25 protein-coding genes are annotated in these 25,866 nt (G+C 61.0%); 16 read left to right on the top strand and 9 right to left on the bottom strand.

Going from position 1 to position 25,866, the window contains the following annotated elements:
• The first annotated feature begins 217 nt into the window (after positions 1-217).
• On the top strand, positions 218-958 hold the full coding sequence (locus tag NCHU2750_RS17910; protein ID WP_119941786.1) for a helix-turn-helix transcriptional regulator: 741 nt from the start codon (positions 218-220) through the stop codon (positions 956-958).
• A 142-nt stretch (positions 959-1,100) separates the two neighbouring features.
• Positions 1,101-4,559 (top strand): pyruvate carboxylase, encoded by a 3,459-nt coding sequence (gene pyc, locus NCHU2750_RS17905; RefSeq protein ID WP_119941785.1) that lies wholly within the window; start codon positions 1,101-1,103, stop codon positions 4,557-4,559.
• 22 nt (positions 4,560-4,581) lie between these two features.
• Here pyc and NCHU2750_RS17900 read toward each other — a convergent pair whose 3' ends face one another.
• Positions 4,582-5,505: a DMT family transporter gene (locus NCHU2750_RS17900; protein ID WP_245480422.1), complete on the bottom strand. Its 924-nt coding sequence runs from the start codon at positions 5,503-5,505 to the stop codon at positions 4,582-4,584.
• Between the two features lie 210 nt (positions 5,506-5,715).
• Here NCHU2750_RS17900 and NCHU2750_RS17895 point away from each other — a divergent pair, with 210 nt between their 5' ends.
• Both NCHU2750_RS17895 and ispG read left to right on the top strand, forming a co-directional pair.
• On the top strand, positions 5,716-6,906 hold the full coding sequence (locus NCHU2750_RS17895) for an MFS transporter (protein WP_119941782.1): 1,191 nt from the start codon (positions 5,716-5,718) through the stop codon (positions 6,904-6,906).
• A 117-nt stretch (positions 6,907-7,023) separates the two neighbouring features.
• A complete protein-coding gene (ispG, locus tag NCHU2750_RS17890; RefSeq protein ID WP_119941781.1) occupies positions 7,024-8,277 on the top strand; it encodes a flavodoxin-dependent (E)-4-hydroxy-3-methylbut-2-enyl-diphosphate synthase in 1,254 nt (417 codons plus the stop codon).
• A gap of 36 nt (positions 8,278-8,313) precedes the next feature.
• On the opposite strand, the gene NCHU2750_RS17885 is transcribed toward ispG, so the two are convergent.
• Entirely contained in the window at positions 8,314-8,823 is a 510-nt protein-coding gene (locus NCHU2750_RS17885) for a TetR/AcrR family transcriptional regulator (protein WP_245480277.1), read from the bottom strand.
• 158 nt (positions 8,824-8,981) lie between these two features.
• Here NCHU2750_RS17885 and NCHU2750_RS17880 point away from each other — a divergent pair, with 158 nt between their 5' ends.
• Entirely contained in the window at positions 8,982-9,464 is a 483-nt protein-coding gene (locus NCHU2750_RS17880) for a cupin domain-containing protein (protein ID WP_245480276.1), read from the top strand.
• A gap of 126 nt (positions 9,465-9,590) precedes the next feature.
• Positions 9,591-10,250, top strand: coding sequence for a YiaD family glycine zipper/OmpA-like lipoprotein (locus NCHU2750_RS17875; RefSeq protein ID WP_119941778.1), 660 nt, complete (start codon positions 9,591-9,593; stop codon positions 10,248-10,250).
• Between the two features lie 78 nt (positions 10,251-10,328).
• Here NCHU2750_RS17875 and NCHU2750_RS17870 read toward each other — a convergent pair whose 3' ends face one another.
• Both NCHU2750_RS17870 and NCHU2750_RS17865 read right to left on the bottom strand, forming a co-directional pair.
• Complete coding sequence (locus NCHU2750_RS17870) at positions 10,329-10,970, bottom strand: LysE family translocator (protein WP_119941776.1); 642 nt, start codon at positions 10,968-10,970, stop codon at positions 10,329-10,331.
• 36 nt (positions 10,971-11,006) lie between these two features.
• Positions 11,007-11,930: a polyprenyl synthetase family protein gene (locus NCHU2750_RS17865; RefSeq protein ID WP_119941775.1), complete on the bottom strand. Its 924-nt coding sequence runs from the start codon at positions 11,928-11,930 to the stop codon at positions 11,007-11,009.
• A gap of 200 nt (positions 11,931-12,130) precedes the next feature.
• On the opposite strand from NCHU2750_RS17865, the gene mtgA reads away from it, so the two are divergent.
• The 3 genes from mtgA to rpmF all read left to right on the top strand — a co-directional run bounded on the left by mtgA (position 12,131) and on the right by rpmF (position 13,914).
• A complete protein-coding gene (gene mtgA, locus NCHU2750_RS17860) occupies positions 12,131-12,832 on the top strand; it encodes a monofunctional biosynthetic peptidoglycan transglycosylase (RefSeq protein ID WP_119943489.1) in 702 nt (233 codons plus the stop codon).
• Between the two features lie 68 nt (positions 12,833-12,900).
• On the top strand, positions 12,901-13,560 hold the full coding sequence (locus NCHU2750_RS17855) for a glutathione S-transferase family protein (RefSeq protein WP_119941774.1): 660 nt from the start codon (positions 12,901-12,903) through the stop codon (positions 13,558-13,560).
• Positions 13,561-13,728: 168 nt separating this feature from the next.
• Positions 13,729-13,914, top strand: a complete 186-nt coding sequence (rpmF, locus tag NCHU2750_RS17850) for a 50S ribosomal protein L32 (RefSeq protein WP_092999643.1) — start codon at positions 13,729-13,731, stop codon at positions 13,912-13,914.
• Positions 13,915-13,996: 82 nt separating this feature from the next.
• On the opposite strand, the gene phaR is transcribed toward rpmF, so the two are convergent.
• Positions 13,997-14,581 carry a polyhydroxyalkanoate synthesis repressor PhaR gene (gene phaR / locus NCHU2750_RS17845; RefSeq protein ID WP_119941772.1) on the bottom strand — a complete coding sequence of 195 codons (585 nt, stop codon included), beginning with the start codon at positions 14,579-14,581 and terminating at the stop codon, positions 13,997-13,999.
• A 60-nt stretch (positions 14,582-14,641) separates the two neighbouring features.
• Positions 14,642-14,821: a hypothetical protein gene (locus NCHU2750_RS30610; RefSeq protein WP_162939672.1), complete on the bottom strand. Its 180-nt coding sequence runs from the start codon at positions 14,819-14,821 to the stop codon at positions 14,642-14,644.
• On the opposite strand from NCHU2750_RS30610, the gene NCHU2750_RS17840 reads away from it, so the two are divergent.
• Entirely contained in the window at positions 14,805-15,986 is a 1,182-nt protein-coding gene (locus NCHU2750_RS17840; RefSeq protein WP_119941771.1) for an acetyl-CoA C-acetyltransferase, read from the top strand. The two genes, NCHU2750_RS30610 and NCHU2750_RS17840, sit on opposite strands and share 17 nt — an antisense overlap.
• A 54-nt stretch (positions 15,987-16,040) precedes the next feature.
• Positions 16,041-16,769, top strand: coding sequence for an acetoacetyl-CoA reductase (gene phbB / locus NCHU2750_RS17835; RefSeq protein WP_119941769.1), 729 nt, complete (start codon positions 16,041-16,043; stop codon positions 16,767-16,769).
• 252 nt (positions 16,770-17,021) lie between these two features.
• On the opposite strand, the gene NCHU2750_RS17830 is transcribed toward phbB, so the two are convergent.
• Together NCHU2750_RS17830 and NCHU2750_RS17825 are read right to left on the bottom strand one after the other, a co-directional pair.
• Positions 17,022-17,276, bottom strand: a complete 255-nt coding sequence (locus NCHU2750_RS17830) for a YMGG-like glycine zipper-containing protein (protein WP_119941768.1) — start codon at positions 17,274-17,276, stop codon at positions 17,022-17,024.
• Between the two features lie 32 nt (positions 17,277-17,308).
• Positions 17,309-17,464: a DUF3309 family protein gene (locus NCHU2750_RS17825; RefSeq protein WP_119941766.1), complete on the bottom strand. Its 156-nt coding sequence runs from the start codon at positions 17,462-17,464 to the stop codon at positions 17,309-17,311.
• 500 nt (positions 17,465-17,964) lie between these two features.
• Between NCHU2750_RS17825 and NCHU2750_RS17820 the strand changes: the two genes are divergently transcribed.
• The 5 genes from NCHU2750_RS17820 to NCHU2750_RS17800 all read left to right on the top strand — a co-directional run bounded on the left by NCHU2750_RS17820 (position 17,965) and on the right by NCHU2750_RS17800 (position 24,253).
• Entirely contained in the window at positions 17,965-21,093 is a 3,129-nt protein-coding gene (locus NCHU2750_RS17820; protein ID WP_119941765.1) for a helicase-related protein, read from the top strand.
• Positions 21,094-21,104: 11 nt separating this feature from the next.
• Complete coding sequence (locus NCHU2750_RS17815) at positions 21,105-21,530, top strand: RNA-binding S4 domain-containing protein (RefSeq protein ID WP_119941764.1); 426 nt, start codon at positions 21,105-21,107, stop codon at positions 21,528-21,530.
• A 186-nt stretch (positions 21,531-21,716) separates the two neighbouring features.
• The gene (fdxA, locus tag NCHU2750_RS17810; RefSeq protein WP_119941762.1) at positions 21,717-22,055 is read left to right on the top strand and encodes a ferredoxin FdxA; all 339 of its coding nucleotides are present in this window, start codon (positions 21,717-21,719) and stop codon (positions 22,053-22,055) included.
• Between the two features lie 481 nt (positions 22,056-22,536).
• Positions 22,537-23,115, top strand: a complete 579-nt coding sequence (locus tag NCHU2750_RS17805; protein ID WP_119941761.1) for a CarD family transcriptional regulator — start codon at positions 22,537-22,539, stop codon at positions 23,113-23,115.
• Positions 23,116-23,389: 274 nt separating this feature from the next.
• Positions 23,390-24,253 carry an RNA polymerase factor sigma-32 gene (locus NCHU2750_RS17800; protein ID WP_119941759.1) on the top strand — a complete coding sequence of 288 codons (864 nt, stop codon included), beginning with the start codon at positions 23,390-23,392 and terminating at the stop codon, positions 24,251-24,253.
• A gap of 6 nt (positions 24,254-24,259) precedes the next feature.
• Here NCHU2750_RS17800 and NCHU2750_RS17795 read toward each other — a convergent pair whose 3' ends face one another.
• Positions 24,260-25,681 carry a M48 family metalloprotease gene (locus NCHU2750_RS17795; protein WP_119943487.1) on the bottom strand — a complete coding sequence of 474 codons (1,422 nt, stop codon included), beginning with the start codon at positions 25,679-25,681 and terminating at the stop codon, positions 24,260-24,262.
• Positions 25,682-25,866: the final 185 nt, after the last annotated feature.

The following is a 25,866-nucleotide window of genomic DNA, read 5'->3' as shown; positions in this document are numbered from 1 at the left end:
CAATGAACGGCGATTCCAAGCCTTTATCCCAAGGTTGATTGTGCCAGGATGGTGGCTGGTGTAGAACGTCTCGAATGCACGTATTTGTAGTTTATTGCGATAGGACATTGCGAGATCTGGCCGTTCCGTTTCAATCAATGCTAACCGCCAGTGTAGACAATGCAGGCGATTGCAAAATGAGTAATTTAGTCTAGCCGACCAAGGCTCGGGGGCAGAGTTGAATATTACCTTGATTGTCGAGTTCCTGGTCTTGCTTCAAGAAGCAAAAACCCCGGAACAGGCGACTGCCCGGTTCGACAGCCTCGTCAGTTCCTATGGCTTCGATTTCTATAGCCTGGTCGTGCAGCCTCTGCCTCAGTTGAACATCCAGAGATCGGTGCTGGCCGCCCGCTGGCCCGAAGGCTGGACCGAGGTCTATTCGAAGCGCAAATATTCGCTGATCGATCCGACGCTTCGGTGGTTGCGTACCGCGCAGCGCCCGTTCCGCTGGAAGGATGCGTTGCTGACATTGAAGGCGGACCCGCATCGGCAGCGGATGAAACGGTTGACGCAGGAGGCAGCCCGGCATGGCCTTCACGATGGATATATTTTCCCTGTTCACGGCCGTACAGGGCTTCTCGGCAATCTCGCGGTTGCGGGCCAGCCGGTCGATCTCTCTCCGCCCGAGATGAACGTCTTCGATGCGGCAGCCAAGGCGGTATTCTGGAAACTGCTGGAACTGCGTCATCTGGCGGAGGTGTTCGAAAGCCCGACGACCGTGGACGTCCAGCTAACCCGGCGCGAGATGGAGGTGACGCTGCTGCTCGCCAATGGGCTGACATCCAACGAGATTGCCAAGCAGCTCGACATTTCCAGCCATACCGTCGACTGGTACATCAATGGCCTGCATGAAAAGCTCGGAGCCAACAATCGCCAGCACCTGATTGCACGGGCATTCCGGTTGGCGCTTATTTCCTGAAATTGTCGGCGATGCCCATGACGGCAGTTTGCTGCTGCGGCCATATCCCTCTACCATTGTCCAAATTTATACTTGCGTAAGTTCGGGGATATTGATCTCTTTGCGGTGCAATATGGACAGAAAACGCCTTGGGGAGACTGCGTTGCCGATATCAAAGATTCTCGTTGCCAACCGATCAGAAATCGCAATTCGCGTGTTCCGCGCTGCCAACGAGCTCGGGATAAAAACGGTTGCGATCTGGGCCGAGGAGGACAAGCTCTCGCTGCATCGCTTCAAGGCGGACGAGAGCTACCAGGTCGGTCGCGGCCCGCATCTTGCCAAGGATCTCGGACCGATCGAGAGCTATCTTTCGATCCCCGAGGTGATCCGGGTCGCCAAGCTCTCCGGCGCGGACGCCATTCATCCCGGTTACGGCCTGTTGTCCGAGAGCCCGGAATTCGTCGATGCCTGCGACGAGGCCGGCATCATCTTCATCGGGCCGCGGCCGGATACGATGCGCCAGCTCGGCAACAAGGTGGCCGCCCGTAACCTCGCCATATCGGTCGGTGTGCCGGTCGTTCCGGCCACCGAACCGCTTCCCGACGACATGGCGGAAGTGGCAAGGATGGCGGCCGAGATCGGCTATCCGGTGATGCTGAAGGCTTCCTGGGGCGGCGGCGGGCGCGGCATGCGCGCCATTCGCTCCGAGGCCGATCTCGCCAAGGAAGTCGTTGAGGCCAAGCGCGAGGCGAAGGCCGCCTTCGGCAAGGACGAGGTCTATCTGGAAAAGCTGGTGGAGCGTGCGCGCCATGTGGAAAGCCAGGTTCTCGGCGATACCCATGGCAATGTCGTGCATCTGTTCGAGCGCGACTGCTCCATCCAGCGGCGTAACCAGAAGGTGGTCGAGCGTGCGCCGGCGCCTTATCTGTCGGAAACGCAGCGGGCGGAACTGGCGAATTATTCGCTGAAAATCGCCAAGGCGACGAATTATGTCGGCGCCGGCACGGTAGAGTATCTGATGGATGCCGACAGCGGGAAATTCTACTTCATCGAAGTCAACCCGCGCATTCAGGTCGAGCATACGGTGACCGAAGTCGTTACCGGCATCGACATCGTCAAGGCGCAGATCCATATCCTGGAAGGCTTTGCCATCGGCACGCCGGAATCGGGTGTGCCGTCGCAGGAGAATATCCGTCTCAACGGCCATGCGCTGCAGTGCCGCATCACGACAGAAGATCCGGAGCACAATTTCATTCCGGATTACGGCCGCATCACCGCCTATCGGTCGGCTGCCGGCTTCGGCATCCGGCTGGATGGCGGCACGGCCTATACGGGTGCGATCATCACCCGCTATTACGATCCGCTGCTGGTCAAGGTGACGGCTTCCGGCTCGACGCCGCAGGAAGCGATTTCCCGCATGGACCGCGCTTTGCGCGAGTTTCGCATCCGCGGCGTCGCCACAAACCTGACCTTCCTCGAGGCGATCATCGGGCATGCGAAGTTCCGCGACAACACCTACACGACGCGGTTCATCGACACGACGCCGGAATTGTTCGAGCAGGTGAAGCGTGCCGACCGTGCCACCAAGCTTCTGACCTATCTTGCCGACGTCACCGTCAACGGCCATCCGGAGACGAAGGGCCGGCCAACGCCGTCGAACAAGATTTCCAAGCCTGTCCTGCCGTTCATCGAAGGTGCCATTCCGGCCGGCACCAAGCAGAAATTCGATGAGCTCGGGCCGAAGAAGTTTTCCGAATGGATGCGGGGTGAAACCCGCGCACTCATCACCGACACGACGATGCGTGACGGCCACCAGTCGCTGCTTGCCACCCGCATGCGCACCAATGACATTGCGAGCATTGCCGGCGTCTATGCCCGTGCGCTTCCGAACCTGTTTTCGCTGGAATGCTGGGGTGGAGCGACGTTCGATGTTTCCATGCGCTTCCTCACGGAGGATCCGTGGGAGCGGCTTTCGCTGATCCGCGAAGCAGCACCGAACATCCTTCTGCAGATGCTGCTGCGCGGCGCAAATGGCGTCGGCTACAAGAATTATCCCGACAATGTCGTCAAATATTTCGTCGCCCAGGCGGCGAAGGGCGGCGTCGACGTGTTCCGCGTGTTCGACTGCCTGAACTGGGTCGACAACATGCGCGTGTCGATGGATGCGGTCAACGAGGAAGGCAGGCTCTGCGAGGCGGCGATCTGCTATACCGGCGATCTCGGAAACTCGGTGCGGCCGAAATACGACCTCAAATATTATGTCGGGCTGGCGCAGCAGCTGGAAAAGGCCGGCGCGCATATCATTGCGGTCAAGGACATGGCCGGGCTTTTGAAGCCGGCTGCCGCCAAGGTTCTGTTCAAGGCGCTGCGCGAGGCGACATCGCTGCCGATCCATTTCCACACGCATGACACGTCGGGCATTTCGGCGGCGACCGTGCTTGCGGCCGTCGATGCCGGCGTCGACGTGGTCGATGCGGCAATGGATGCGTTTTCGGGCAACACGTCACAGCCCTGCCTCGGCTCGATCGTCGAGGCGCTGTCGGGTTCGGAGCGCGATTCCGGCCTCGATCCGGAATGGATCCGCAAGATCTCTTTCTATTGGGAAGCGGTGCGCAACCAGTACGCGGCCTTCGAAAGCGATCTCAAGGGACCGGCCTCGGAAGTCTACCTGCATGAAATGCCGGGCGGTCAGTTCACCAACCTCAAGGAACAGGCGCGGTCGCTGGGGCTCGATACCAAGTGGCACAAGGTCGCCCAGACCTATGCCGACGTGAACCAGATGTTCGGCGATATCGTCAAGGTGACGCCGTCCTCCAAGGTGGTCGGCGACATGGCGCTGATGATGGTTTCACAGGACCTGACGGTTGCCGATGTCGAAAACCCGGACAAGGACATCGCGTTTCCCGAATCGGTCGTCTCTATGCTGAAGGGCGATCTCGGCCAGCCTCCGGGCGGATGGCCGGAAGGCATCCAGAAGAAGGCGCTGAAGGGCGAAAAGCCCTATACGGCGGTTCCCGGGTCGCTGCTGCCGCCGGCCGATCTGGCCAAGGAGCGCAAGGATATCGAGGAGAAACTCGGCCGCAAGGTCGATGACTTCGAGTTTGCCTCCTATCTGATGTATCCGAAGGTGTTCACCGATTTCGCAATGGCTTCGGAAACCTATGGCCCGGTCTCGGTCCTGCCGACGCCTGCCTATTTCTACGGGCTTGCCGACGGGGAAGAGCTTTTTGCCGATATCGAGCGCGGCAAGACGCTTGTCATCGTCAACCAGGCGATCAGCGCCCCGGATGCCCAGGGCATGGTGACGGCGTTCTTCGAACTGAATGGCCAGCCGCGCCGCATCAAGGTGCCGGATCGCAACCGGGCTGCATCGGGTGCCGTCCGCCGCAAGGCGGAGCCCGGCAATGTGGCGCATCTCGGCGCACCGATGCCGGGTGTCATCTCCACCGTAGCGGTTGCCGCCGGTCAGTCGATCATGGCCGGCGACGTGCTTCTCTCCATCGAGGCGATGAAGATGGAGACGGCATTGCATGCCGAGAAGGATGGGGTGATCGCCGAGGTGCTGGTGAAGGCCGGCGACCAGATCGACGCCAAGGATCTGCTGATCGTCTATGCCGGTTGATCCGGATCGATGACGGGCGCCTTCAGGCGCCCGTTGCATCTTCCTTCGAGGCTTCGGCCGGCGTCTGGGGGCGGGCAAGACGGTATCGTCTTGCTGCCAGCCTTTCGGTCGATACGATCAGAAGGCCGGCGCAGCAGATCAGGCCGGCGCCGATGGCGACGTTATGGGCTGGAATATCCAGCCAGATGACATAGCCGAGCACGAAGGCCCAAATCAGCGACGAATATTCGAATGGCGCCAGAACCGAGACCGGCGCGCGGCGCATGGCCTCGAACAGGCTTGCCTGGGCCGCGCCGCCCAAGAGGACGACGAGAAACTGCAGGGCAGCGCTGTCGAAGTCGATCGGCTGCCAATGATAGATCGCCATGGCAAAGGTCAACAGCACGAAAAAGCCGTTAGTCAGGGTCATCTGCACCAGTGTCGATTCGTTCATCGCTGTCTTGCGCAGAAGAACGCTGGCGCTGGCCCAGAGGACGGCGGCGAGAAGGGCAAGGCCGACGGGCAGCGAGATGGCGAGGCCCGCGGGATTGCTGGCAACAATGACGCCGATAAAGCCGAGAATGATTGCGGCCCAGCGGGGCAGAGGCACCTTCTCGCCGAGCATCGGGATGGCGAGAAGCGTCGCGACGATCGGGGCGGCGTAATAAATGGTCGTCAGTTCGGCGAGCTGCAGCGATTTTGCCGCCGTGTAATAGGAGATCCAGGCCGCAAGCAGCAGCAGGCTGCGGACCGCCATGGGCTTGACGATCGGCGAGGAGATGACCCGTCCGGCAAAGCCGCGCCCGCCGATCAGCATGCAGGCGGCAAAGATGCCAAGGCTGCGGAAGAAGACGATCTGCCAGACGCTGAGATGCGTTACGAGCAGCTTGATGACCGCGTCGTGCAGGGTAAACAGGAAATACGACGCGCTGACGAAAAGGATGCCGCTGGCAGTGGTGGTTTTCAAGGGGGTCACGCCGGATGGCGCCTCGGGACGATTATGGGCTAACGCTCTACGTGATTTCCACGCAATTGCAATCGGCTTCGTTATTGCCCACTTCATGGTGGCTTTGCATGGATCGAGATGAACGGGGAACATAAATCGTGACGGCAGGAAGAGTGTCGCCAGATTGCAATCTAAATCGATTTAAATAAGTTGCGCCGATCTGGAGGGCTTATGGATACGATATCGACCACGGTCGCTAAAACACCCTTGCCGATACTGACGAAAGAGCGGGCCGGCGTTGCGCTGCTGTTTCTGATGAACGGTTTCCTGATCGGCGCATGGGCTCCGAAGATCCCGGAATTCGCCTCGCGCCTGAACTTGAGTGAAAAATCGCTGGGGCTGATGATCCTTGTCTTCGGGCTGGGTTCGATTACCCTGATGCCGATTGCCGGCAGCCAGATTGCGCGGTTCGGATCCAGCCGGGTGTCGAAATTCACCGCCGTGCTTCTGACGCCGATGCTGCTGGTGCTCTCGCTGACGGGAGAAATCTGGAGCGCGGCGATCGCGATCTTCCTGTTCGGCGGTCTGTTCGGGGCGATGGACGTGGCGATGAATGCCAATGCGGTGGCCACCGAGAAACATATGCGCCGCTCGATCATGTCGTCTTGCCACGCCTTCTGGAGCCTGGGCGGGTTGATCGGCTCGTCGACGGGCGGTTTTCTCATGCAGTGGCTCGGGGTGATGCCGCATGTCATCGTCGTCACGCTGATTGCCGCTGTGATGCTTGCCGTGGCGTGGCCGATCGTGTTGCAGGATGCGCCGCATCCTGACGAACACAAGGATAGTGCGAAAAGCCGGCTGCCGCGTTCGGTGCTGCCCTGGCTGATCGGCTGCGTCGCGCTGTTCTGCATGATCCCGGAAGGCGCCATTCTCGACTGGGGCGCACTCTATCTGCGCAATGAGCTCGGCGCGACGGTTGCCCTGTCGGGTTTCGCCTTTGCCGGATTTTCCTTCACCATGGCGGTGATGCGTTTTGCCGGCGATATCATCCGCGACCGGCTCGGGGCCGTCATGACGCTGCGGATCTGCGGGACGATCGCCATTCTCGGGCTGGCGATGATCGGTTCGGCGCCAAGTGTGCCGATGGCGATTGCCGGCTTTGCGCTGGCGGGGATCGGCATTTCCAACATGGTGCCGATCGTGTTTTCCGCGGCCGGCAACCTGCCGGGCATGGCGGCTGGCGTCGGGCTCTCGGTCGTCACAACGATGGGGTATTCCGGCATTCTGGTGGCGCCGTCGGTGATCGGCTTTGTCGCCGCGCATACGGGGCTCGGGGTGATCTTCCTGGCGCTTTCCGGTTTTCTCGTCGTGGTCCTGCTGCTTTCAAGGCTTGCCCGGCATGCGGATGGGGCGCACCATTGAAGGGAAATGGCCGTTCGTGCTGCCCTGTCGCAAAACTGCCTCAGCTCGGTGGTTGACAAGCGGCAGTGCATACGCCACCTGAAATGCAATTCCGCTTGAAGGCACCGAGAAGCGACCATGACCTCACCCATCGACTTTGATCCCAAGCCGCGCCGCCAGACCGTTGCGGTCGATGTGGGCGGCGTCATCGTGGGTGGCGGAGCGCCGGTTGTCGTGCAGTCGATGACCAATACGGATACGGCCGATATCGATGCGACGGTGGCACAGGTCGCGTCGCTGTTCAAGGCCGGGTCGGAGATGGTGCGGATCACGGTCGATCGTGACGAAAGTGCAGCCGCCGTGCCGAAGATCCGCGAGCGGCTACTCAGGCTCGGCATGGACGTGCCGCTGATCGGCGATTTTCACTATATCGGCCACAAGCTGTTGGCCGATCATCCGGCCTGCGCCGAGGCGCTTGCGAAATATCGCATCAATCCGGGCAATGTCGGCTTCAAGGACAAGAAGGACAAGCAGTTCGGCGACATCATCGAGATGGCGATCCGCTACGACAAGCCTGTCCGTATCGGCGTCAACTGGGGCTCGCTCGATCAGGACCTTCTGACGACACTGATGGACCGCAATGCCGAGGCCGGCTCGCCGCTTTCGGCACGCCAGGTCATGCATGAGGCGATCGTGCAGTCGGCGCTGATTTCCGCGGAGCTTGCCGAGAGTATCGGCCTGCCGCGCAATCGCATCATCCTTTCGGCCAAAGTCAGCCAGGTGCAGGACCTGATTGCCTGCTATTCGATGCTGGCGGAGCGCTCAAACCATGCGCTGCATCTCGGTCTGACCGAGGCGGGCATGGGCTCGAAGGGCATCGTCGCCTCGTCGGCGGCCATGGGTTACGTATTGCAGCACGGGATCGGCGATACCATCCGCGTGTCGCTCACGCCGGAGCCGAATGGCGACCGCACCAAGGAAGTGCAGGTTGCCCAGGAAATCCTGCAGGTCATGGGCTTTCGCCAGTTCATTCCGGTGGTTGCCGCGTGTCCCGGCTGCGGGCGGACGACCTCGACCGTGTTCCAGGAACTTGCCCAGAAGATCCAGGCCGATATCCGCAAGAACATGCCGATCTGGCGTGACAAATATCCGGGCGTCGAGGCGCTCAACGTCGCGGTGATGGGCTGCATCGTCAACGGTCCGGGCGAGAGCAAGCATGCCGATATCGGCATTTCGCTGCCGGGCACGGGCGAGACGCCATCTGCTCCCGTCTTTATCGACGGCAAGAAGGCGATGACGCTGAAGGGGCCGAATATTGCCGGCGACTTCGAAAAGCTCGTCGCCGACTATATCGAGAACCGTTTCGGCCAGAATCGTACGGCGGCGGAATAAGCTGCTCCTCCTCCGATCTCCATTGCGCGGCGGCCTTCAGGCCTCTGCCAGAGCCTTTGCGAGCATCGCCTGGGCGGACCAGCGCACGACATGTTCCCCCTTTTCGAGATCCATGCCGCAGACATCACGCAGCACGATGATCGCCTCGATACCGGTCAGCAGTGACAGACCGGCCAGCAATTGCTCGAAAGCGGGCTTCGATAATCTGCCTTCCGCCGGTTGCAGCGCCTCGGCGAGCCAGGGCAGGCGGCGGGCCGAGCGCTGTATCTGATCCCCGGTCACCGATGCGGCAAGAAAGGCGCGGAACAGGCTCTCGTTCCCGGCCACCATTCGAAAAATCTGGCCGACCATCTCATCCAGCCTCTGTTCGACCGTTCCATTCCTGGCGATCTCGTCCGGGAGATGGACCTGTTCGGCCACGGCATCCAGCACCGCCTCGCGCAGCATATCATCCGGCTTGGAGAAGTAGCGGTAGGCCGTGGCGCGGGAAATGCCGGATGCGTCCGCGACATCGGCGACCGAGAACGATGTCCCCGCCTCGATCATTTTCCGCGCCGTTCTTAACAATTCGGTGCGCGTCCTCTTCTTCTGGTTGATTCTCTCGAATGGAATTTCGCGCTCTGCTTGACCTGCCATCATTCTTCCTTTATGAGAAATTCGTCTCATTAAGAGATGATTTTATCACAAAAAGACGAGAGGACAAGATGATGATGGCCGCAAAGGTCAATTCCAGCGATACCGGTCCGATGACCGTGCACTTTCTCGGCAACCTGCTGACTTTCCACATTCGCAGTGCGGCGACCGGCGACAGGTTCACCCTGATCGAGAACCGCACTGCACCGGGACAGGGGGCGCCGATGCACCGGCAGGCGGATGACGAGGCTTTCTATGTGCTGGAAGGCGAATACGAATTCTTCCTCGATGGCACCTGGCAGAAAAAGGGCGTCGGCGAGGCGGTCCATATCGTGCCCGGCACCGTGCATGCCTTCCGCAATCCGGGCATGACGGATGCGCGGATGCTGATCATCAATTCGCCGGGCAGCCTGCACGAGGCGTTCTTCGTCGAAGTGGGCGAGAAGGCCGCGCTTCATCAGACAGACTTTCCGCCGATGACGCCGCCGGATGTGCCGGCCATCGTTGCCAGCGGCATGCGCAACCGGATCGAAATCCTTCCGCCCGCCGCGTGACGGTGCGCATGGATGATGCCGTATCCTCGTCGGTGGCCAACGACGGGGAGAAAGCAGCCCTTTCCTCGTTTTGCCGCATTTTGTGGTAATTGGAGATCATCTCAGACGACGGGGAAAACGATTCGAATGATCAAGAAGCTTGCACTGGTTGCGCTGTGCGCCACCTACCTTTCCGCTTGCACCACGACCGACCCCTATACGGGCGAGCAGAAGGTTTCCAATACGGCCGGCGGCGCTGCGATCGGCGCGGGCCTCGGCGCGGTCGGCGGCCTGCTGATCGGCGGCGGCAACAAGGGCCGCAATGCGCTGATCGGCGCTGCAATCGGCGGTCTCGCCGGTGGTGCGATCGGCAATTACATGGACCGCCAGGAAGCAGAACTGCGCCAGCAGCTGCAGGGTACCGGCGTTTCCGTGACCCGCAACGGCGACCGCATCATTCTCAACATGCCGTCGAACATCACCTTTGCCACCGACCAGGATCAGGTGATCCCGCCATTCTATCAGACGCTCAACTCGGTTGCGCTGGTGCTCAACAAGTTCGGCAAGACCTATATCGACGTCAACGGCCATACCGATTCGACCGGCAGCCTGCAGCATAACCAGGGGCTTTCCGAGCGCCGTGCGGCGTCGGTTGCCAACTATCTGGCAAGCCAGGGTGTCGACCAGCGCCGCATGTCGACCATGGGCTTCGGTCCGTCGCAGCCGGTTGCTTCCAACGCAACGCCGGAAGGCCGCGCCCAGAACCGCCGCGTCGAAGTGCAGATCGCGCCGATCGAACAGAAATAAGCGCAGACGCGCAAAGATTGCTCGACAGCCCCGTGCGTCCCATCCGACGTGCGGGGCTGTATCGTTCCGGTGACCGGTTCAGATCCGGCTGGTCAGCAGTTTTATCCCGGCAAGCGAATAGAAGACGGCCATCGTCGCCTCGATCCAGCGCCGCGCGGCGCGATAGAGACGCAGCGCATGCCGTGTCGAAAACAGGATCGCATAACCGGTAAAGATGGTCAGGCTCGAGGCGCTGAAGATCGAGACGATCAGGGCAACGGCAGAGGGCGGCGCGTTGGCCGGCAGTCCGAGCGAGATAACCGCCAGCCAGCCGAAGATTGCCTTCGGATTGGTAATGTGGATGCCATAACCGCGCAGCCAGAGTTGGCCTGCCGTCTGTTTCGCCCTTGCCTCGCTGAGCGCGATGTCTTTATCCGGCTTGCGAGCCGATTTATAGGCCTTCCAGGCGAGATAGATGAGATAGAGGCCGCCGAGGATCTTGATGATCTCCAGTGCCAAGGCATAGGTGCGCAGCAGAGCGGCCAGCCCGAGTGCTGCGGCGCAGGCCCATGTCAGCGAGCCGCAGAAGACGCCAAGCGCGATGAAAAGGCCGGCGCGCCGCCCTTGCGAGATCGCCGTGGTCATGATGGCCAGATTGGCCGGTCCGGGGCTCAGGACAGTGATCAGATAGGCCAGGTAGGCAGGCCAGATATAGGGCAGGTAGCTCGAGATATCCGGCATAGGTCGCCTCGCAACATTCGGGCACTGCTGCCCTTTTCAGCTTTTCCGATTGGCGACGAAACGTGCCGCGTGCTGCAATATGGCAGCCTTTTCGCCGTAAGGCGAGAGAAGCGACACGGCTTCCTGCGTCAGGAGATCGAGCTGTGCTTCCGCCCATTCGATGCCATGGAGACCGACCAGCGTGCCCTTGCCGCGGCCCGCATCCTTGCCGGCGGCCTTGCCGAGCGTTGCCGTATCGGAGGTGACGTCGAGCAGATCGTCGGCGAGCTGGAAGGCGAGGCCGATCTTTTCGCCGAAAGCACGCAGGCGCAGGCGGTCGTCATCGGTGGCGCCGGCGATCACCGGGCCTGCCTCGCAGGCGAAGCGCAGCAATGCGCCGGTCTTCATCGCCTGCAGCATGCGGATACCGGCCTCGTCGGGGGCTGATTTTTCGGCCGCGAGATCGAGCGCCTGGCCACCCGCCATGCCGCCGATGCCGGCGGCGCGCGCCAGCATCAAGGTCAGGTCAATCTTGCTTTGTGCCGCAAGCGCGGTTTCGGGGGCGGCGACGATATCGAAGGCATAGGTAAGCAGGCTGTCGCCGGCGAGAATGGCGGTCGCCTCGTCGAAGGCCTTGTGCACCGTCGGCTGGCCGCGGCGCAGATCGTCGTCATCCATGGCCGGCAGGTCGTCATGGATGAGCGAATAGCAATGCATGCATTCCAGTGCTGCGCCGATGCGCAGTGCCGCATGATGATCCGCACCGAACAGGGCAGCGCTTTCGACGACGAGAAAAGGTCGCAACCTCTTGCCGCCATTCAGCGTTCCGTGCCGCATGGCGGCCAGCAGGGCCTGCGGGCGGGTGGTCTCGCCGTCGAGCGGGGCCGGAGACAGAAGATCGAGCAGCAGCGTCTCCGTTTGGGCGGCGCTCTGTCTCAGTCGGCTCTCGAAGGAACCAGGCTCGGTGGGTGCTGTGCTCATGGCCGCTCTGTTGCATGCCAGTGGAGCGCTGGCAACGGGATTTACCATGCCAAGGAAGGTTTTGGCCCACAGTAAGTTTTGGCGCCAGACTCGTCACAAGGCGCTAGAGTGGCTAAGAAAGGCGTGGCAAGGGGAAGCTGCAATTGGACATGACGCCGGAACGACACGCCGAGGAGCCGGCGGAGGAAGAGGAGCCCGCCATGCCGAGACGGCAACAAGCGGGAATGCTTCCGCACATGGTTCGACGCGTGGCGCAGGTACTCGTGGCGCTTCTCGTGCTGCCCTATCTTCTGATCCCCGTCTATGCCCTGCCATTCACCCGCCCCGTCTCGACGCTGATGTTGTCGGAACTCTTCCTGCTGCGCGGTTATGACCGGCGCTGGGTCGATCTCGACGAAATTTCCCCCAATCTGGTGCGGGCGGTGATGATGTCGGAGGACGGGCAGTTCTGTTTTCATAATGGCGTCGACTGGCGGCAGATGCGCGGCGTCGTGCAGGATGCGATGGAGGGTGAATCCACCCGCGGTGCCAGCACCATTCCGATGCAGACGGCCAAGAACCTGTTTCTGTGGAACGGTCGTTCGTTCCTCAGGAAGGGGCTGGAAATGCCGCTGGCTCTTGCCAGCGATTTCGTCTGGTCGAAGCGGCGGCTGATGGAGATCTATCTCAACATTGCCGAATGGGGCCCCGGCATCTACGGGATCGAGGCTGCAGCGCAGCATTATTTCAAGACGAGCGCGGCAAGGCTGAGCCCGACCCAGGCTTCACTTCTGGCGGTCGCCCTTCCCAATCCGTTCACCCGCATCGCCAGCAAGCCGGGACGCGGCATGCGGCGGCTGGCCGCGATCATCGACCGGCGGGCGAAGAATTCGGGTGAATACATCAAATGCATTTATGACTAGGTTCTAGCCTATTCATTGGAGCCGTACGTGCGGTCGCGGTAGCGTGAGCCAGACATGCGGAGATCATCATGAGCGAGCTTACCCTCTATATCGGCAACAAGAACTATTCGTCCTGGTCGTTTCGGCCGTGGATCGCACTCACCGCGGCAGGCGTGGCCTTCAAAGAGGTGCTGATCCCGTTCAATGAGGACGGCGGAAATCCGAAGTTCAGGGAGATCTCGCCGACGGGCCGGGTACCCTGCCTTCATCATGGCGAGTTCCGGTCGTGGGAATCTCTCGCGATCATCGAATATGCCGCCGAGCTTTTCCCGGAAAAGGCGATCTGGCCAAAGGCGATGCAGGATCGGGCAGTGGCGCGGTCGGTGTCCATGGAAATGCTGTCGGGCTTCTGCTCTCTGCGCAATGCCTGCCCGATGAACATTCGCCGCCCGAAAGCCAAGCTGGTGCTGGCTGACGACGTGCGGGCAGGTTTGGATGCCGATGTGGCACGCATCTCGTCGATCTGGACGGAGCTTACGGCCAAATCCGGCGGTCCCTTCCTGTTCGGCGAATTTTCGGCGGCGGATGCGATGTTTGCGCCGGTCGTCAACCGGTTCGAGGCCTATGAGCTGGTCTCCGATCCGGCAGTGCTGGCCTATATGGCGGCAATGAAGGCGCATCCGGCCTGGAAAGCCTGGGAGGCGGCGGCCCTTGCCGAGCGCTGGGTAGTGCCGGCGGACGAGGCTTGAGACCCTCGAATCGCTGGCGCAGGCATGCCGGCGAAAAAATCCCTGTGGGGACTGGTCAAAGCCCTGACGTGCATGTATAAGCCAGCCCAATTTCCGAGATCGAGACGTGATGGGTTCGGCCTCACATAGGCCCGGATATTACGTTTTGCACGAAGTGGAGTAACGAAAATGGCAGTACCGAAGAGAAAAGTTAGCCCGTCCAAGCGCGGTATGCGCCGCTCCGCCGACGCGCTGAAGACCCCGACTTATGTCGAGGACAAGAATTCCGGCGAACTTCGCCGTCCGCATCATATCGACCTGAAGACCGGCATGTATCGCGGTCGCCAGGTTCTGACGCCGAAGGAAAGCGCATAAGCGTTTTCTTTTGAGCAATCACTTTAAAGCCCGGTTTTTGCCGGGCTTTTTTGTTGTCTGATTTTCCGGGTTTGCCTTCGGGTCAGGCGCCGAGGCTGTCGAGCCGGCTCTGCAGGTTGCGCAACTGCTCCTTCAATTCGTCGATGTCGCGCGCTTCCGCCTTTTTCGGCTGGCCGGATGATGGCGGCGTGGCGGCGAAGGGGACGAACATCTGCATCGCCTGGCGGAACATTTCCGTGTTGCGGCGCACCTGATCTTCCATCATCTGCATCGGTACCTGCAGGTTCTTGCCGAGCGGCGTTTCGCCGAAGGCACGGCTCATCTGCTCGCGCATCTGCACCTGCTGCTCGGTAAAGGCCTGCATCGACTGCTCAAGGAAGGTCGGCACGACCATCTGCATCTGGTCGCCGTAAAAGGAGATCAGCTGGCGCAGAAATGAGACCGGAAGCAGCGTGTTGCCTGTCTTGGATTCCTGTTCGAAAATGATCTGGGTCAGAACGGCATGGGTAATGTCTTCGCCGGTCTTTGCGTCCTGCACCAGAAATTCCTCACCCTTCTTCACCATCTTGGCGAGATCCTCGAGGGTGACATAGGTGCTGGTGCCGGTGTTATACAGCCGCCGATTGGCGTATTTCTTGATGATTGTTTCGCCTTCGGCTTTTGCCATGGCTTTACCTCCCTAAAGCGTAGATCTTATGATTCTTGGGCTTTCGCCCACCTTCTCCCATCAGAAGACTACGCTCAAAACGTGCGGATGGACAATGTTTTTGTGCGCCGCGACGAAGTTCTTGTTGCGCAGCAAATGACGCATATCGCCACGCTCCATGCGTCCATTTGACACTGCCGCTAAGCTTTGCCAGTGTCCGGGCCAAAGAATGCCGGAGGAAACCATGTCCAACCCTGCCATCGTCATCGCCTCTGCCGGCCGCACCGCCGTCGGTTCCTTCAACGGCGCCTTCGCCCATGTCCCGGCCCATGATCTGGGAGCGGCGGCGATCGGCGGTGCGCTGGCGCGTGCCGGTGTCGATGCGGCGGAGGTGGACGAGGTGATCATGGGCCAGGTCCTGCCGGCCGGCGAGGGCCAGAACCCGGCGCGGCAGGCGGCGATGAAGGCGGGCGTGCCCCAGGAAGCGACAGCCTGGGGGGTCAACCAGCTCTGCGGCTCCGGCCTGAGGGCGGTGGCGCTCGGCATGCAGCAGATCGCGCTGGGCGACGCGAGGATCATCGTTGCCGGCGGGCAGGAATCGATGTCCATGGCTCCGCATTGCGCGCATCTGCGCGGCGGCGTGAAGATGGGCGACTTCGCCATGGTCGATACGATGATCAAGGATGGCCTCACCGACGCATTCTACGGCTATCACATGGGCATTACGGCGGAAAACGTAGCGCGGCAGTGGCAGTTGTCGCGCGATGAGCAGGACGCTTTTGCCGTTTCCTCGCAGAACAAGGCGGAGGCCGCGCAGTCTGCCGACCGGTTCAGGGACGAGATCCTGCCCTTCGTGATCAAGGGCAAGAAGGCCGACGTAATCGTCGACCGGGACGAGCATATCCGCGCCGGAACGACGCTCGAAAGCATGGCACGGCTTCGCCCTGCCTTCGACAAGGACGGTACGGTGACCGCCGGTAACGCGTCCGGCATCAACGATGGGGCTGCTGCCGTGGTGCTGATGACGGAGGACGAGGCGAGGCGCCGGGGCATCGAGCCACTGGCGCGCATCGCGTCCTGGGCAACGGCCGGCGTCGATCCGCAGATCATGGGTACCGGTCCCATTCCGGCATCGCGCAAGGCGTTGGAGAAGGCCGGATGGCGGGTCGACGACCTCGACCTCATCGAGGCGAACGAGGCTTTTGCGGCACAATCCTGTGCCATCGTGCGTGAACTGGGCTTCAATCCCGATATCGTCAACGTCAATGGCGGGGCGATTGCCATTGGCCATCCAATCGGTGCGTCGGGAGCGCGCATTCTCAACACGCTGCTCTACGAAATGAAGCGGCGCGGCTCGTCGAAGGGGCTTGCAACATTGTGTATCGGCGGCGGAATGGGCGTTGCCATGTGCCTCGAGCGCGCCTAAAGCAACGCACTTCGCTAAAATAAACGGTCCAGAATAAACAGGGAGGCAGTGGTGATGGCACGGGTAGCACTCGTTTCCGGTGGTACGCGCGGGATCGGCGCGGCAATCGCCAGGGCACTCAGCCAGGTCGGATACACCGTCGCCGCCAGTTACCACGGCAACGAAGAAAGAGCGGCGAGCTTTCACCAGACCACCGGCATTCCGGTGTTTCGCTGGGACGTCTCCGATTACGACGCCTGTGTCGACGGGATTTCGCGGGTGGAGGCAGAGCTCGGCCCCATCGATATCCTCGTCAACAATGCTGGTATCAGCCGCGACGGCATGTTTCACAAGATGACGCTTGCGCAGTGGAACGAGGTGATCGGCACCAATCTCAACGGCCTGTTCAACATGACCCACCCGGTCTGGCCGGGCATGCGCGAGCGGGGCTTTGGCCGGATCGTCAATATTTCGTCGATCAACGCGCAGAAAGGCCAGCTGGGGCAGGTCAATTATTCGGCTTCGAAGGCCGGAGACCTCGGTTTTACCCGGGCGCTGGCGCTGGAAGGCGCATCGCGCAACATCACCGTCAACGCGGTATGCCCCGGCTATACGGAAACCGACATGGTGCGGGCCATTCCCCCGCATGTGATGGAGGAAAAAATCCTGCCGCAGATCCCGGTCGGCCGGCTCGGCATGCCGGAAGAAATCGCCCGTTGCGTGCTGTTTCTCGTATCCGACGAAGCGGGCTTCATCACCGGATCGACGCTCAGTGCCAATGGCGGCCAGCATATCGGTGGATGATTTTCGGCAACTGCCGATCTGGTTGCGCGGTGTTAACGGATCGCGTGCGATCGCGTCATCGACCCGGTCGCCCCTATGGTTAAATTTTTATTAAATAACAATATGTTGCTGGAAACAAACCGTGAATTCGGCAATGTCGCCGATTCGTCAGCGATTCGTTCTGCTTATGGTCGGCCGGGCAGCAAAGCCCATAAAAGTTAAGACCGGCGTCGGTTTCCCGGCGCCGGTCCCAGGTCGGAATGCGTGCTGCCTTTAGCGGCAACGGGCCTCGTAGGTGCGGCCGTAACGATCGCGGTAGACGCAGTACCCTCTGTGCTTCTGGGATTCGCCGATCGCAGCGCCGACCAGACCGCCGCCGACCGCGCCAATGGCTGCGCCACCCCAGCTGTGGCTGACTGCGCCGCCGATGACCGCGCCGGATGCCGCGCCGATAGCAGTACCCTTTTCGGTGGACGTGCACGATGCGAGTGCGCCGACGAGTGCGGCCATCAGAATGATCTTCTTCATGTTTCGGTTTCCTTCCCTTCCACGTTAACCGATCAGATCCTGCCCATCAGGAGCAGAATGATGATGATGAGAACGACAAGTCCAAGTCCTCCTGACGGACCATAACCCCAGTTGCGGCTGTGGCCCCAGTTCGGCAAAGCGCCGATCAACATGAGGATCAGGATAATTAGCAGTATCGTTCCAAGCATTGTCTAGCTCCATTTCCCTGAAGGCCGGATGAATTTTGCGGTGAAAACGTCACGGCTGAACTTTTGTTCCATCGCCCTGCAATCGGGAATTTCACTCTGTGTTACGGGATGTTAACAGCTCAACCCTGCGGCTGTACCGATGGTCGGGTGCGGGAAAATATCTGCGCCGCAGCCACCATTGACTCTCGGCGGCAAACGAGTCCCTCGGCGATTCCCGGTGAGAATCGCGTCGATTGCGGATCGACCACAAGATGATGTGGGTATGCTGGTTGCCGATGCTGCATGTTGTGAGAACGGAGCGTGAATCGCGGGAGTCTTCGATTCGTCGCCGATTCGTTCGCATTTGTTCCGCAGCGGATTTAGCTGGTCGCGTTTTCGATCCGCCCGCCTAATTTTCCTTGCGTTTGCCACGCTGCGTCGCCATGTGTGGCAAGCGACCGAGGGTGTTGAACCCGAGGGCGTGGTACAGGACGCGGAACTTCGCTTTGAATTCTCAGCCCATGATTTTCAGCGGGCGCGGCGTGACCGCCGTGCTCGGGCCAACCAATACCGGCAAGACCCATTACGCGATCGAACGCATGGTGGCGCACGGGTCAGGCGTGATCGGCCTGCCTCTGCGTCTTCTGGCGCGCGAAGTTTATACGCGGCTTGTCGAAAAGGTTGGGCATCACAATGTTGCGCTGATCACCGGCGAGGAAAAGATCACGCCGCATCTGGCGCGCTATTCGGTCTGCACCGTCGAAGCGATGCCGCGCGAGACGAAGGCTTCCTTCGTGGCGATCGACGAGGTGCAGCTTGCCGGCGACCTAGAGCGCGGGCATATCTTCACCGACCGTATCCTGCATCTGCGCGGCAAGGACGAGACGCTGCTTCTCGGCGCCGCGACGATGCGGCCGATCCTCGAACATCTGTTGCCGGGGATAACCGTCATCGAGCGGCCGAGGCTTTCCCAGCTCTTTTATGCCGGGCAGAAGAAGATCACCCGCCTGCCGCAGCGCACCGCGATCGTCGCATTCTCGGCCGACGAGGTCTATGCGATCGCCGAGTTAATCCGCCGCCAGCGGGGCGGGGCGGCCGTCGTGCTTGGCGCGCTCAGCCCCCGTACCCGCAATGCGCAGGTCGGGCTCTACCAGGAGGGCGATGTCGAATATCTGGTGGCGACCGATGCGATCGGCATGGGCCTCAACCTCGATGTCGATCACGTCGCCTTCGCCCAGGACCGCAAGTTCGACGGCTACCAGTTCCGCAATCTCAATGCCGGCGAGATGGGCCAGATCGCCGGCCGCGCCGGGCGTCACCTGCGCGACGGCACGTTCGGCGTCACGGGGCAGGTGGCACCGTTCGACGACGAGCTGGTGGAGCGGATCGAGAGCCACCATTTCGACAATGTCAAAGTGCTGCAGTGGCGCTCGAAGAATTTGAGCTTCGCCTCGCTGCAGGATCTGCGGCGGAGCCTCGACGCGGCGCCGACCATTCAGGGCCTGACGCGGGCGCTGCCGGCGACCGACAGTCAGGCGCTGGATCATCTTTCCCGCTATGCGGAAGTGCGCGATATCGCGACGACGGCCGAGCGGGTCGAGAAACTCTGGGACGCCTGTGCGTTGCCGGATTATCGAAGAATTGCGCCGGCGCAGCACGCTGACCTTATTTCGACTCTTTTCTTCGATCTTGTACGCCGCGGTACGGTGAACGAGGACTTCATGGCGGAGCAAGTCCGCCGGGCCGACCGTACCGATGGCGAAATCGACACCCTATCCGCGCGGATCGCGCAGATCAGGACCTGGACCTATGTCTCCAACCGGCCCGGCTGGCTTGCCGATCCGACACACTGGCAAGAAAAGACACGGGAAATAGAGGATAGGTTGTCGGACGCGCTACATGAAAGGTTGACGAAACGCTTTGTTGATCGCAGGACATCTGTGCTCATGAAGCGCCTAAGAGAGAATGCGATGCTGGAAGCTGAAATCAGTGTGAATGGCGATGTGTTTGTCGAAGGACATCACGTCGGACAGTTGGCGGGGTTCCGCTTTACCCCGGTCTCCGGGACCGATGGGCCGGATGCCAAGGCTGTCCAGGCTGCCTCGCAGAAGGCGCTTGCGCTGGAATTCGAAGCGCGCGCCGCGCGTCTTTATGCGTCCGGCAATAATGATCTTGCCGTCGGCTCCGACGGTTTCGTGCGCTGGCTCGGCGATCCGGTTGCACGCCTTGCGGCAAGCGACCATGTCATGCGTCCGCGCGTCATCCTGCTTTCCGACGAGCAGCTGACGGGGAACGCCCGCGAACATGTTGCGGCTCGCATCGAGCGCTTCGTCAATCATCATATCGCAACGGTCCTGAAGCCGCTCGACGACCTGTCTCGTGCGGAAGACCTGCAGGGCCTTGCCAAGGGGCTTGCCTTCCAGATCGTCGAAAATCTCGGCGTCCTGTTCCGCCGCGATGTCGCCGAAGAGGTGAAGTCGCTCGATCAGGATGCGCGCGCCTCGATGCGCCGCTACGGCATCCGCTTCGGCGCCTATCACGTGTTCATGCCGGCACTTTTGAAGCCGGCTCCGGCCGAGCTCATCACGCTGCTCTGGGCACTGAAGAACGACGGTCTCGACAAGCCCGGTTACGGCGACCTGATCCCGGCACTTGCGGCCGGGCGTACCTCGGTCGTTGCCGACCCGTCCTTCGAGCGGATGTTCTACAAGCTTGCCGGTTTCCGTTTCCTCGGCAAGCGTGCCGTGCGCGTCGATATTCTCGAGCGTCTGGCGGACCTCATTCGCCCGCTTCTTCAGTGGAAGCCGGGTACGACGCGTCCGGATGGTGCCTATGACGGCCGCCGCTTCACCACGACGACGGCGATGCTGTCGATCCTCGGTGCGACGCCGGACGACATGGAAGAAATCCTCAAGGGTCTCGGCTATCGCGCCGACACGGTGACGGCAGAAGAGGCGCAGGCCTATCTCGCCACCCAGGATGGCGCCGCAAAGCCGGCAGGTGAGGCGGCTGCGGCCGAGGTTGCACCGGCCGAGGCCGCTGCCGATGAGCCTGCTTCCGAAGAGGTTGCTGCCGAGACTGCTGCTGCAGACGCTCCGGTCGAAACCGTTTCCGAGCCGGTGGCGGAAGTCGCTGCCGATGCCGAGGCTGAAAAGACGGAGGCAGTTCCTGCGGAAGCGGAAGAGCCGAAGCCGGTTCTCCTGTGGCGTCCGGGTGGTGGTCGTGACAATAACCAGCGTGGTGGGCGTCCGCAGGGCGAGCGTCGCGGGCATGGTGGCGATCGCGGTCGCGGTGGTCAGGGCGGCGAGCGCGCTGCCCAGGGTGGCGAAGAGGCTAGCCAGGGTCGTCGTGATGGTGGCCGTCGCGACAACAACCGCAATGGCGGCGATCAGCGCCGCGAAGGCCAGGGTCGTGGTGATCGCGACCGCAATAATGATCGCAACAACGACCGGCGTGGCGACAAGCGTCCGCAGGGCGACCGTCCGTTCCGCGGCGAGCGGAACGACAATGGTCCGCGTCCGGAACGTGGTGGGCAGAAGAACAACCAGCCGGCCCGTTTCGAAGCCAAGCCACCGCGCAAGGAAAAGCCGATCGACCCGGATTCTCCGTTCGCAAAACTCGCTGCTCTCAAGGAGCAGATGAAGAAGTAAGACCTTCGCCCATGACAGAAAAGCCACAAGCAGAGACGCGACAACGGATCGACAAGTGGCTTTTCTTTACCCGCATGGTGAAGTCGCGATCTCTCGCGCAGGGCTTGCTGAATTCCGGCCATGTGAAAGTGAACGGCAGTTCGATCCGTCAGCCGAGTTTTCAAGTGAAGACCGGTGACCGGGTGGAAATGGCGCTTGAGCGGCGAGACGTCATTCTTGTCGTGAAATCGGGCGGCGAGCGGCGCGGCCCCTATGAGGAGGCGAAGCTCCTCTACGAGGATCTGACCCCTCCGCGCGAAGTGACCGAGCGCCTGACGACCTTCGATCAGGCGCAACGGGTCAAGGGCAGCGGGCGGCCGACCAAGAAGGAACGGCGTGAAACCGACCGGCTTTTGCCCGATCCGGCAAGTTACGATGCCGGATGGCGTGACGATTAGAAAAAACCACCTCCGGTCGCCGTTCTTTCGAAAAGCTTTATTCTTGCTAAGCAGCAATAAAGGCTTTACCTGACTGTCGCAAAAGTCGGACGCGTGCGGCTGCGAAAAGCACCCATGAGCTTCGGCTTCGGGCTGCAGGCTCCCCTCCCAAACCGCTGCCCCGTTCCCGCATTCTTGGAGTACCGCATGACATATGTCGTGACAGACAATTGTATTCGCTGCAAATACACCGATTGCGTGGAAGTCTGCCCGGTGGATTGCTTCTATGAAGGCGAGAATTTCCTCGCCATCAATCCGGATGAGTGCATCGATTGCGGCGTCTGCGAGCCCGAATGTCCCGCCGAGGCGATCAAGCCCGATACCGAGCCGGGGCTGGACAAGTGGTTGGCGCTGAATGCCGAGTTCTCCCAGATCTGGCCGAACATCACCGTCAAGCGCGATGCCATGGAAGGCGCCAAGGAACTCGACGGCGAGACAGGCAAATACGAAAAGTATTTCTCTGCCGAACCCGGCAAGGGCGACTGATCCCTGCTGCGAAAAACGGCGGGAGTTTTCGGCCAGCCTGATTTTCGGGCATCGGCTTTGGGCGCTTTTTCCCGTGCTTTGCAGGCCGTTCGCCGGGCTGAAGCCGACATGCTGTCGCAGCGCGCATTTGCCCGCTGCCGCTTTGCTAGGCAACAGGCTATTCTGTTGCCTTTCCGACTCGGTGAAGCAAATTATTGATTTCCGCACTTTTTTGTGGTAGACAAGGGGCACTGTTCCACAAGGCGGCACTCGCGTGCCCAAAAAACATCACGAAAGCAACAGATCAATCACACGCTCTTTCCGTGACATAACTATGTTTGATGTCGTCGGTCGCAGTAAAGCGATGGGATTTGTTTTTTCGCGCGCGTGTAGTCGGACCAGTATGGAGTGACCCGACGGTTTCCCCCGTCTCATCCGGGCCTGACAGACCCGGTTTCCCCTGACCCAGATGTGGGTGAGTAGAAGGGAGTTTTTGAAACGAATGACGACGACTCAGCAGAAGAAGAATTCCCCAGCACGCCAGGGCTTCAAGACCGGCGAAGCAATCGTATATCCGGCACATGGCGTAGGTACGATTACTGCGATCGAAGAGCAAGAAGTTGCCGGCATGAAGCTTGAGCTTTTTGTGATTGACTTCGAAAAGGATAAGATGCGGCTGAAAGTTCCGGTCACCAAGGCTGTGAACATCGGCATGCGCAAGCTGTCCGAAACCGATTTCGTCGATCGCGCCCTCAAGGTCGTCCAGGGTAAGGCTCGCGTCAAGCGTACGATGTGGTCGCGTCGCGCCCAGGAATATGATGCCAAGATCAATTCCGGTGATCTGATTTCCATCGCTGAAGTGGTTCGCGATCTGTATCGCGCCGAAAACCAGCCGGAACAGTCCTATTCCGAGCGCCAGCTTTACGAAGCTGCCCTCGACCGCATGGCCCGCGAAATCGCTGCCGTCAACAAGATGTCCGAAACGGAAGCCGTGCGTCTTGTCGAAGTCAACCTCGCCAAGGGTCCGAAGCGCGGCAAGACCGTCGATGAAGACGACGCACAGGAAGATGAAGCGGCCTGATCGCCTCAAAACATACCGACAAAAACCCGGCCTTGAGCCGGGTTTTTTATTGGAACTTTTTCCAGGCTGTCGCGTTAACCCGCCGGAACGGCGAATTGAGTGCTGCGTGAAGCTGGCCTCGGTTCCCGTCTGAACCGCTGGCAACCCGCAATCGGGGGGTCATAGAACAGGGGGCGAAGGCAGCAATCCGAAATCACGTTGGCATGCTCTTCGGCTGCTCGTCTTCCGGTCCCGCTGTTTATTCGTCAGATCAGAACCGTTGACGGAGAAGACGATGACAGCCATGTCCGCAGACCGCACCATGATCAAGATAGCGATGTCGGCTCCCTATCTCGCCAGAGAAGAAGAGCGGGACCTCGCCATCCGCTGGAAGGATGGCCAGGATCAGAACGCCCGCAACCAGATCGCGCTTGCCCATATGCGGCTCGTCATCGCCATGGCATCCAAATTCCGCGGCTTCGGATTGCCGATGAGCGACCTCGTTCAAGAAGGCTATGTAGGGCTGCTGGAAGCGGCGGCAAGGTTCGAGCCGGCCCGCGACGTGCGTTTCTCCACCTATGCCAGCTGGTGGATCCGTGCCTCGATGCAGGACTATATCCTGCGCAACTGGTCGATCGTCCGCGGCGGAACGAGTTCGGCGCAGAAGGCGCTGTTCTTCAATCTTCGCCGGTTGCGTGCCAAGCTCGCCCGCGGGGACAGCAACCTGACGGCACGTGCGATCCATGAGGAAATCGCAGTGGCGCTCGGCGTCAGCGTGTCCGACGTACAGACGATGGACGCGCGGTTGTCCGCCAACGATGCCTCGCTGCAGGCACCGACGATTGCCGGCGATAATGATAGTGGTGAGCGCCTTGACATGCTGGAGAGCGGTGAACCGCTGCCGGACGAGCAGGTTTCGGGCATGATCGATGGCGAGCGCCGGCTGAAATGGCTGCAGGGAGCGCTGACCAAGCTCAATGACCGCGAAAAGAAGATCATTCGCGCCCGCCGCCTGACCGACGACGGCGCAACGCTGGAGGCTCTCGGCGCCGAGCTCGGCATTTCCAAGGAGCGTGTGCGCCAGATCGAAAGCCGCGCCATCGAGAAGCTGAAGTCCGCACTGGTTTCCGCCAATCCGCAGATGGCCGCCGCCTGCTGACAATTCCTATTCGGAAATGATCTTCATCTTCTGGCCGGGCGATACCGTCGCCCCGGCCGGCAGCGCGTTCAAGAGCTTGAAGAGATCGAGCTTACGGTCGGTTCCCATCATCCGATTGGCAAGCGAAGCGAGCGTATCGCTCGGGCCGACGGTGATGACGCGCACGCGAAGCGGCTTCAGGGATGCGATTTCAGCCGGCGTCATCTTGCGGAAACTGTTGCGCAGCGTATCGGCGGTGCTTTCCAGCGTATCGCTGCCCTTCGGCACGGCGGTGAGGAAGCGGAAGATCTGGTCGCCGACGCGAATGACGGTGACGTCGAAATCCCAGCGCTCGGCAGAGGCGCGGGCGGTTGCCGCCGGAAGGCCGTTGATGGTCGTTTCCTTGACCGTATCGGGCTGCAGGCCCGCCACCCAGCCACTGGTCAGATAGTTGGCCAAGTTGTTGTTGTCGCCGGCCGCGACGCCATCGAAACGAACTGCCGCCTCATTCGGTCCGGTTGCCAGTACCGCCTCGACCTTGTTGTCGATGCGGAAGTCCGGCGGAACGTCGAAGCGGATGCCGAGCCCGCCATGCATGAAGGTCTGGCCACGGACATAGCCTTCCTGCGGGCTGTCGCCATAGAGAAGGCCGTCTATGCCGGCAAGGAAGTAATCGCGGCCGCGATCTCCGACCGAGCCTTCCTGGCCGAAATTGCGGGCATGCTGGCGAGCAAGCTCGACGCGCTGCGCCGAATTCGGGTGGCTCGACAGGAAGTCGAGGCTCTGGTCGTTATCCGGATCGGCGGAGGAAAAGCGCGCATAGGCCGCCATGGAATCGAGGAAGCGCGCGGCGGCATAAGGATCGTAACCGGCTTCCCCCAGCATGCGGATGCCGATCGCATCAGCCTGAAGTTCCTGCTGGCGCGAGAATGCGGCGAGCCTCAGCTTACCGCGGGCGAGCGCCTGCTTGCCGGCAAGATCGCTGGACAGGACTTCGGCGACGACGCGGCTGGCGATGACCTCCGCCTCTTCGCGTTTCTGGCGCTCGATGCCGTGATTGGCGGTGACATGGCCCATTTCGTGCGACAGGACGGCTGCGACTTCCGAGGCATCATTGGCGAGCGCAAGCAGGCCGCGGGTGACATAGAGATAGCCGCCCGGCAGGGCGAAGGCGTTGATTGCCGGCGAATTCAGGATGGTGATGCGGAAGGACTGGTTCGGGTTTTCCGATACCGCGGTCAGTGCACCGGCAATCCGGGCGACGAGCCGCTCGGTCTTGGCATCCTTATATTCTCCACCATAGCTTGCAACGATTCGAGGGTGTTCGCGGGCGCCCATCTGGGCACGTGGATCGTTCTTCTGAACCTCTTCGACGGTCTGAGGACTGTCGGAGGGCGAGACGTTCGGCGTATAGGCCTGGTCGAAGATCGACTGGCAGCCATAGAGCATCGAGGTGGCAAAACAGAGGGCCGCGGCCGACCGGAATAGGCGGGCACGGTGCCAAACGCTTGGCCGCGTTGCATTATCCGTCTCAACCGTCTTCGCCTGCACCATCATCTCCGGACTTACGCTTCGGCATCCTGCCGTTGCGCCTGGACCAGTCGGCGACCCCTGCGGACCGGCTTCCTGTTCCA

The sequence above is a fragment of the Neorhizobium sp. NCHU2750 genome (assembly GCF_003597675.1).
Taxonomy (GTDB): Bacteria; Pseudomonadota; Alphaproteobacteria; order Rhizobiales; family Rhizobiaceae; genus Neorhizobium.
The sequence above is the reverse complement of the archived record's forward strand: the minus strand, read 5'-3'. Positions and strand labels throughout refer to the sequence as shown.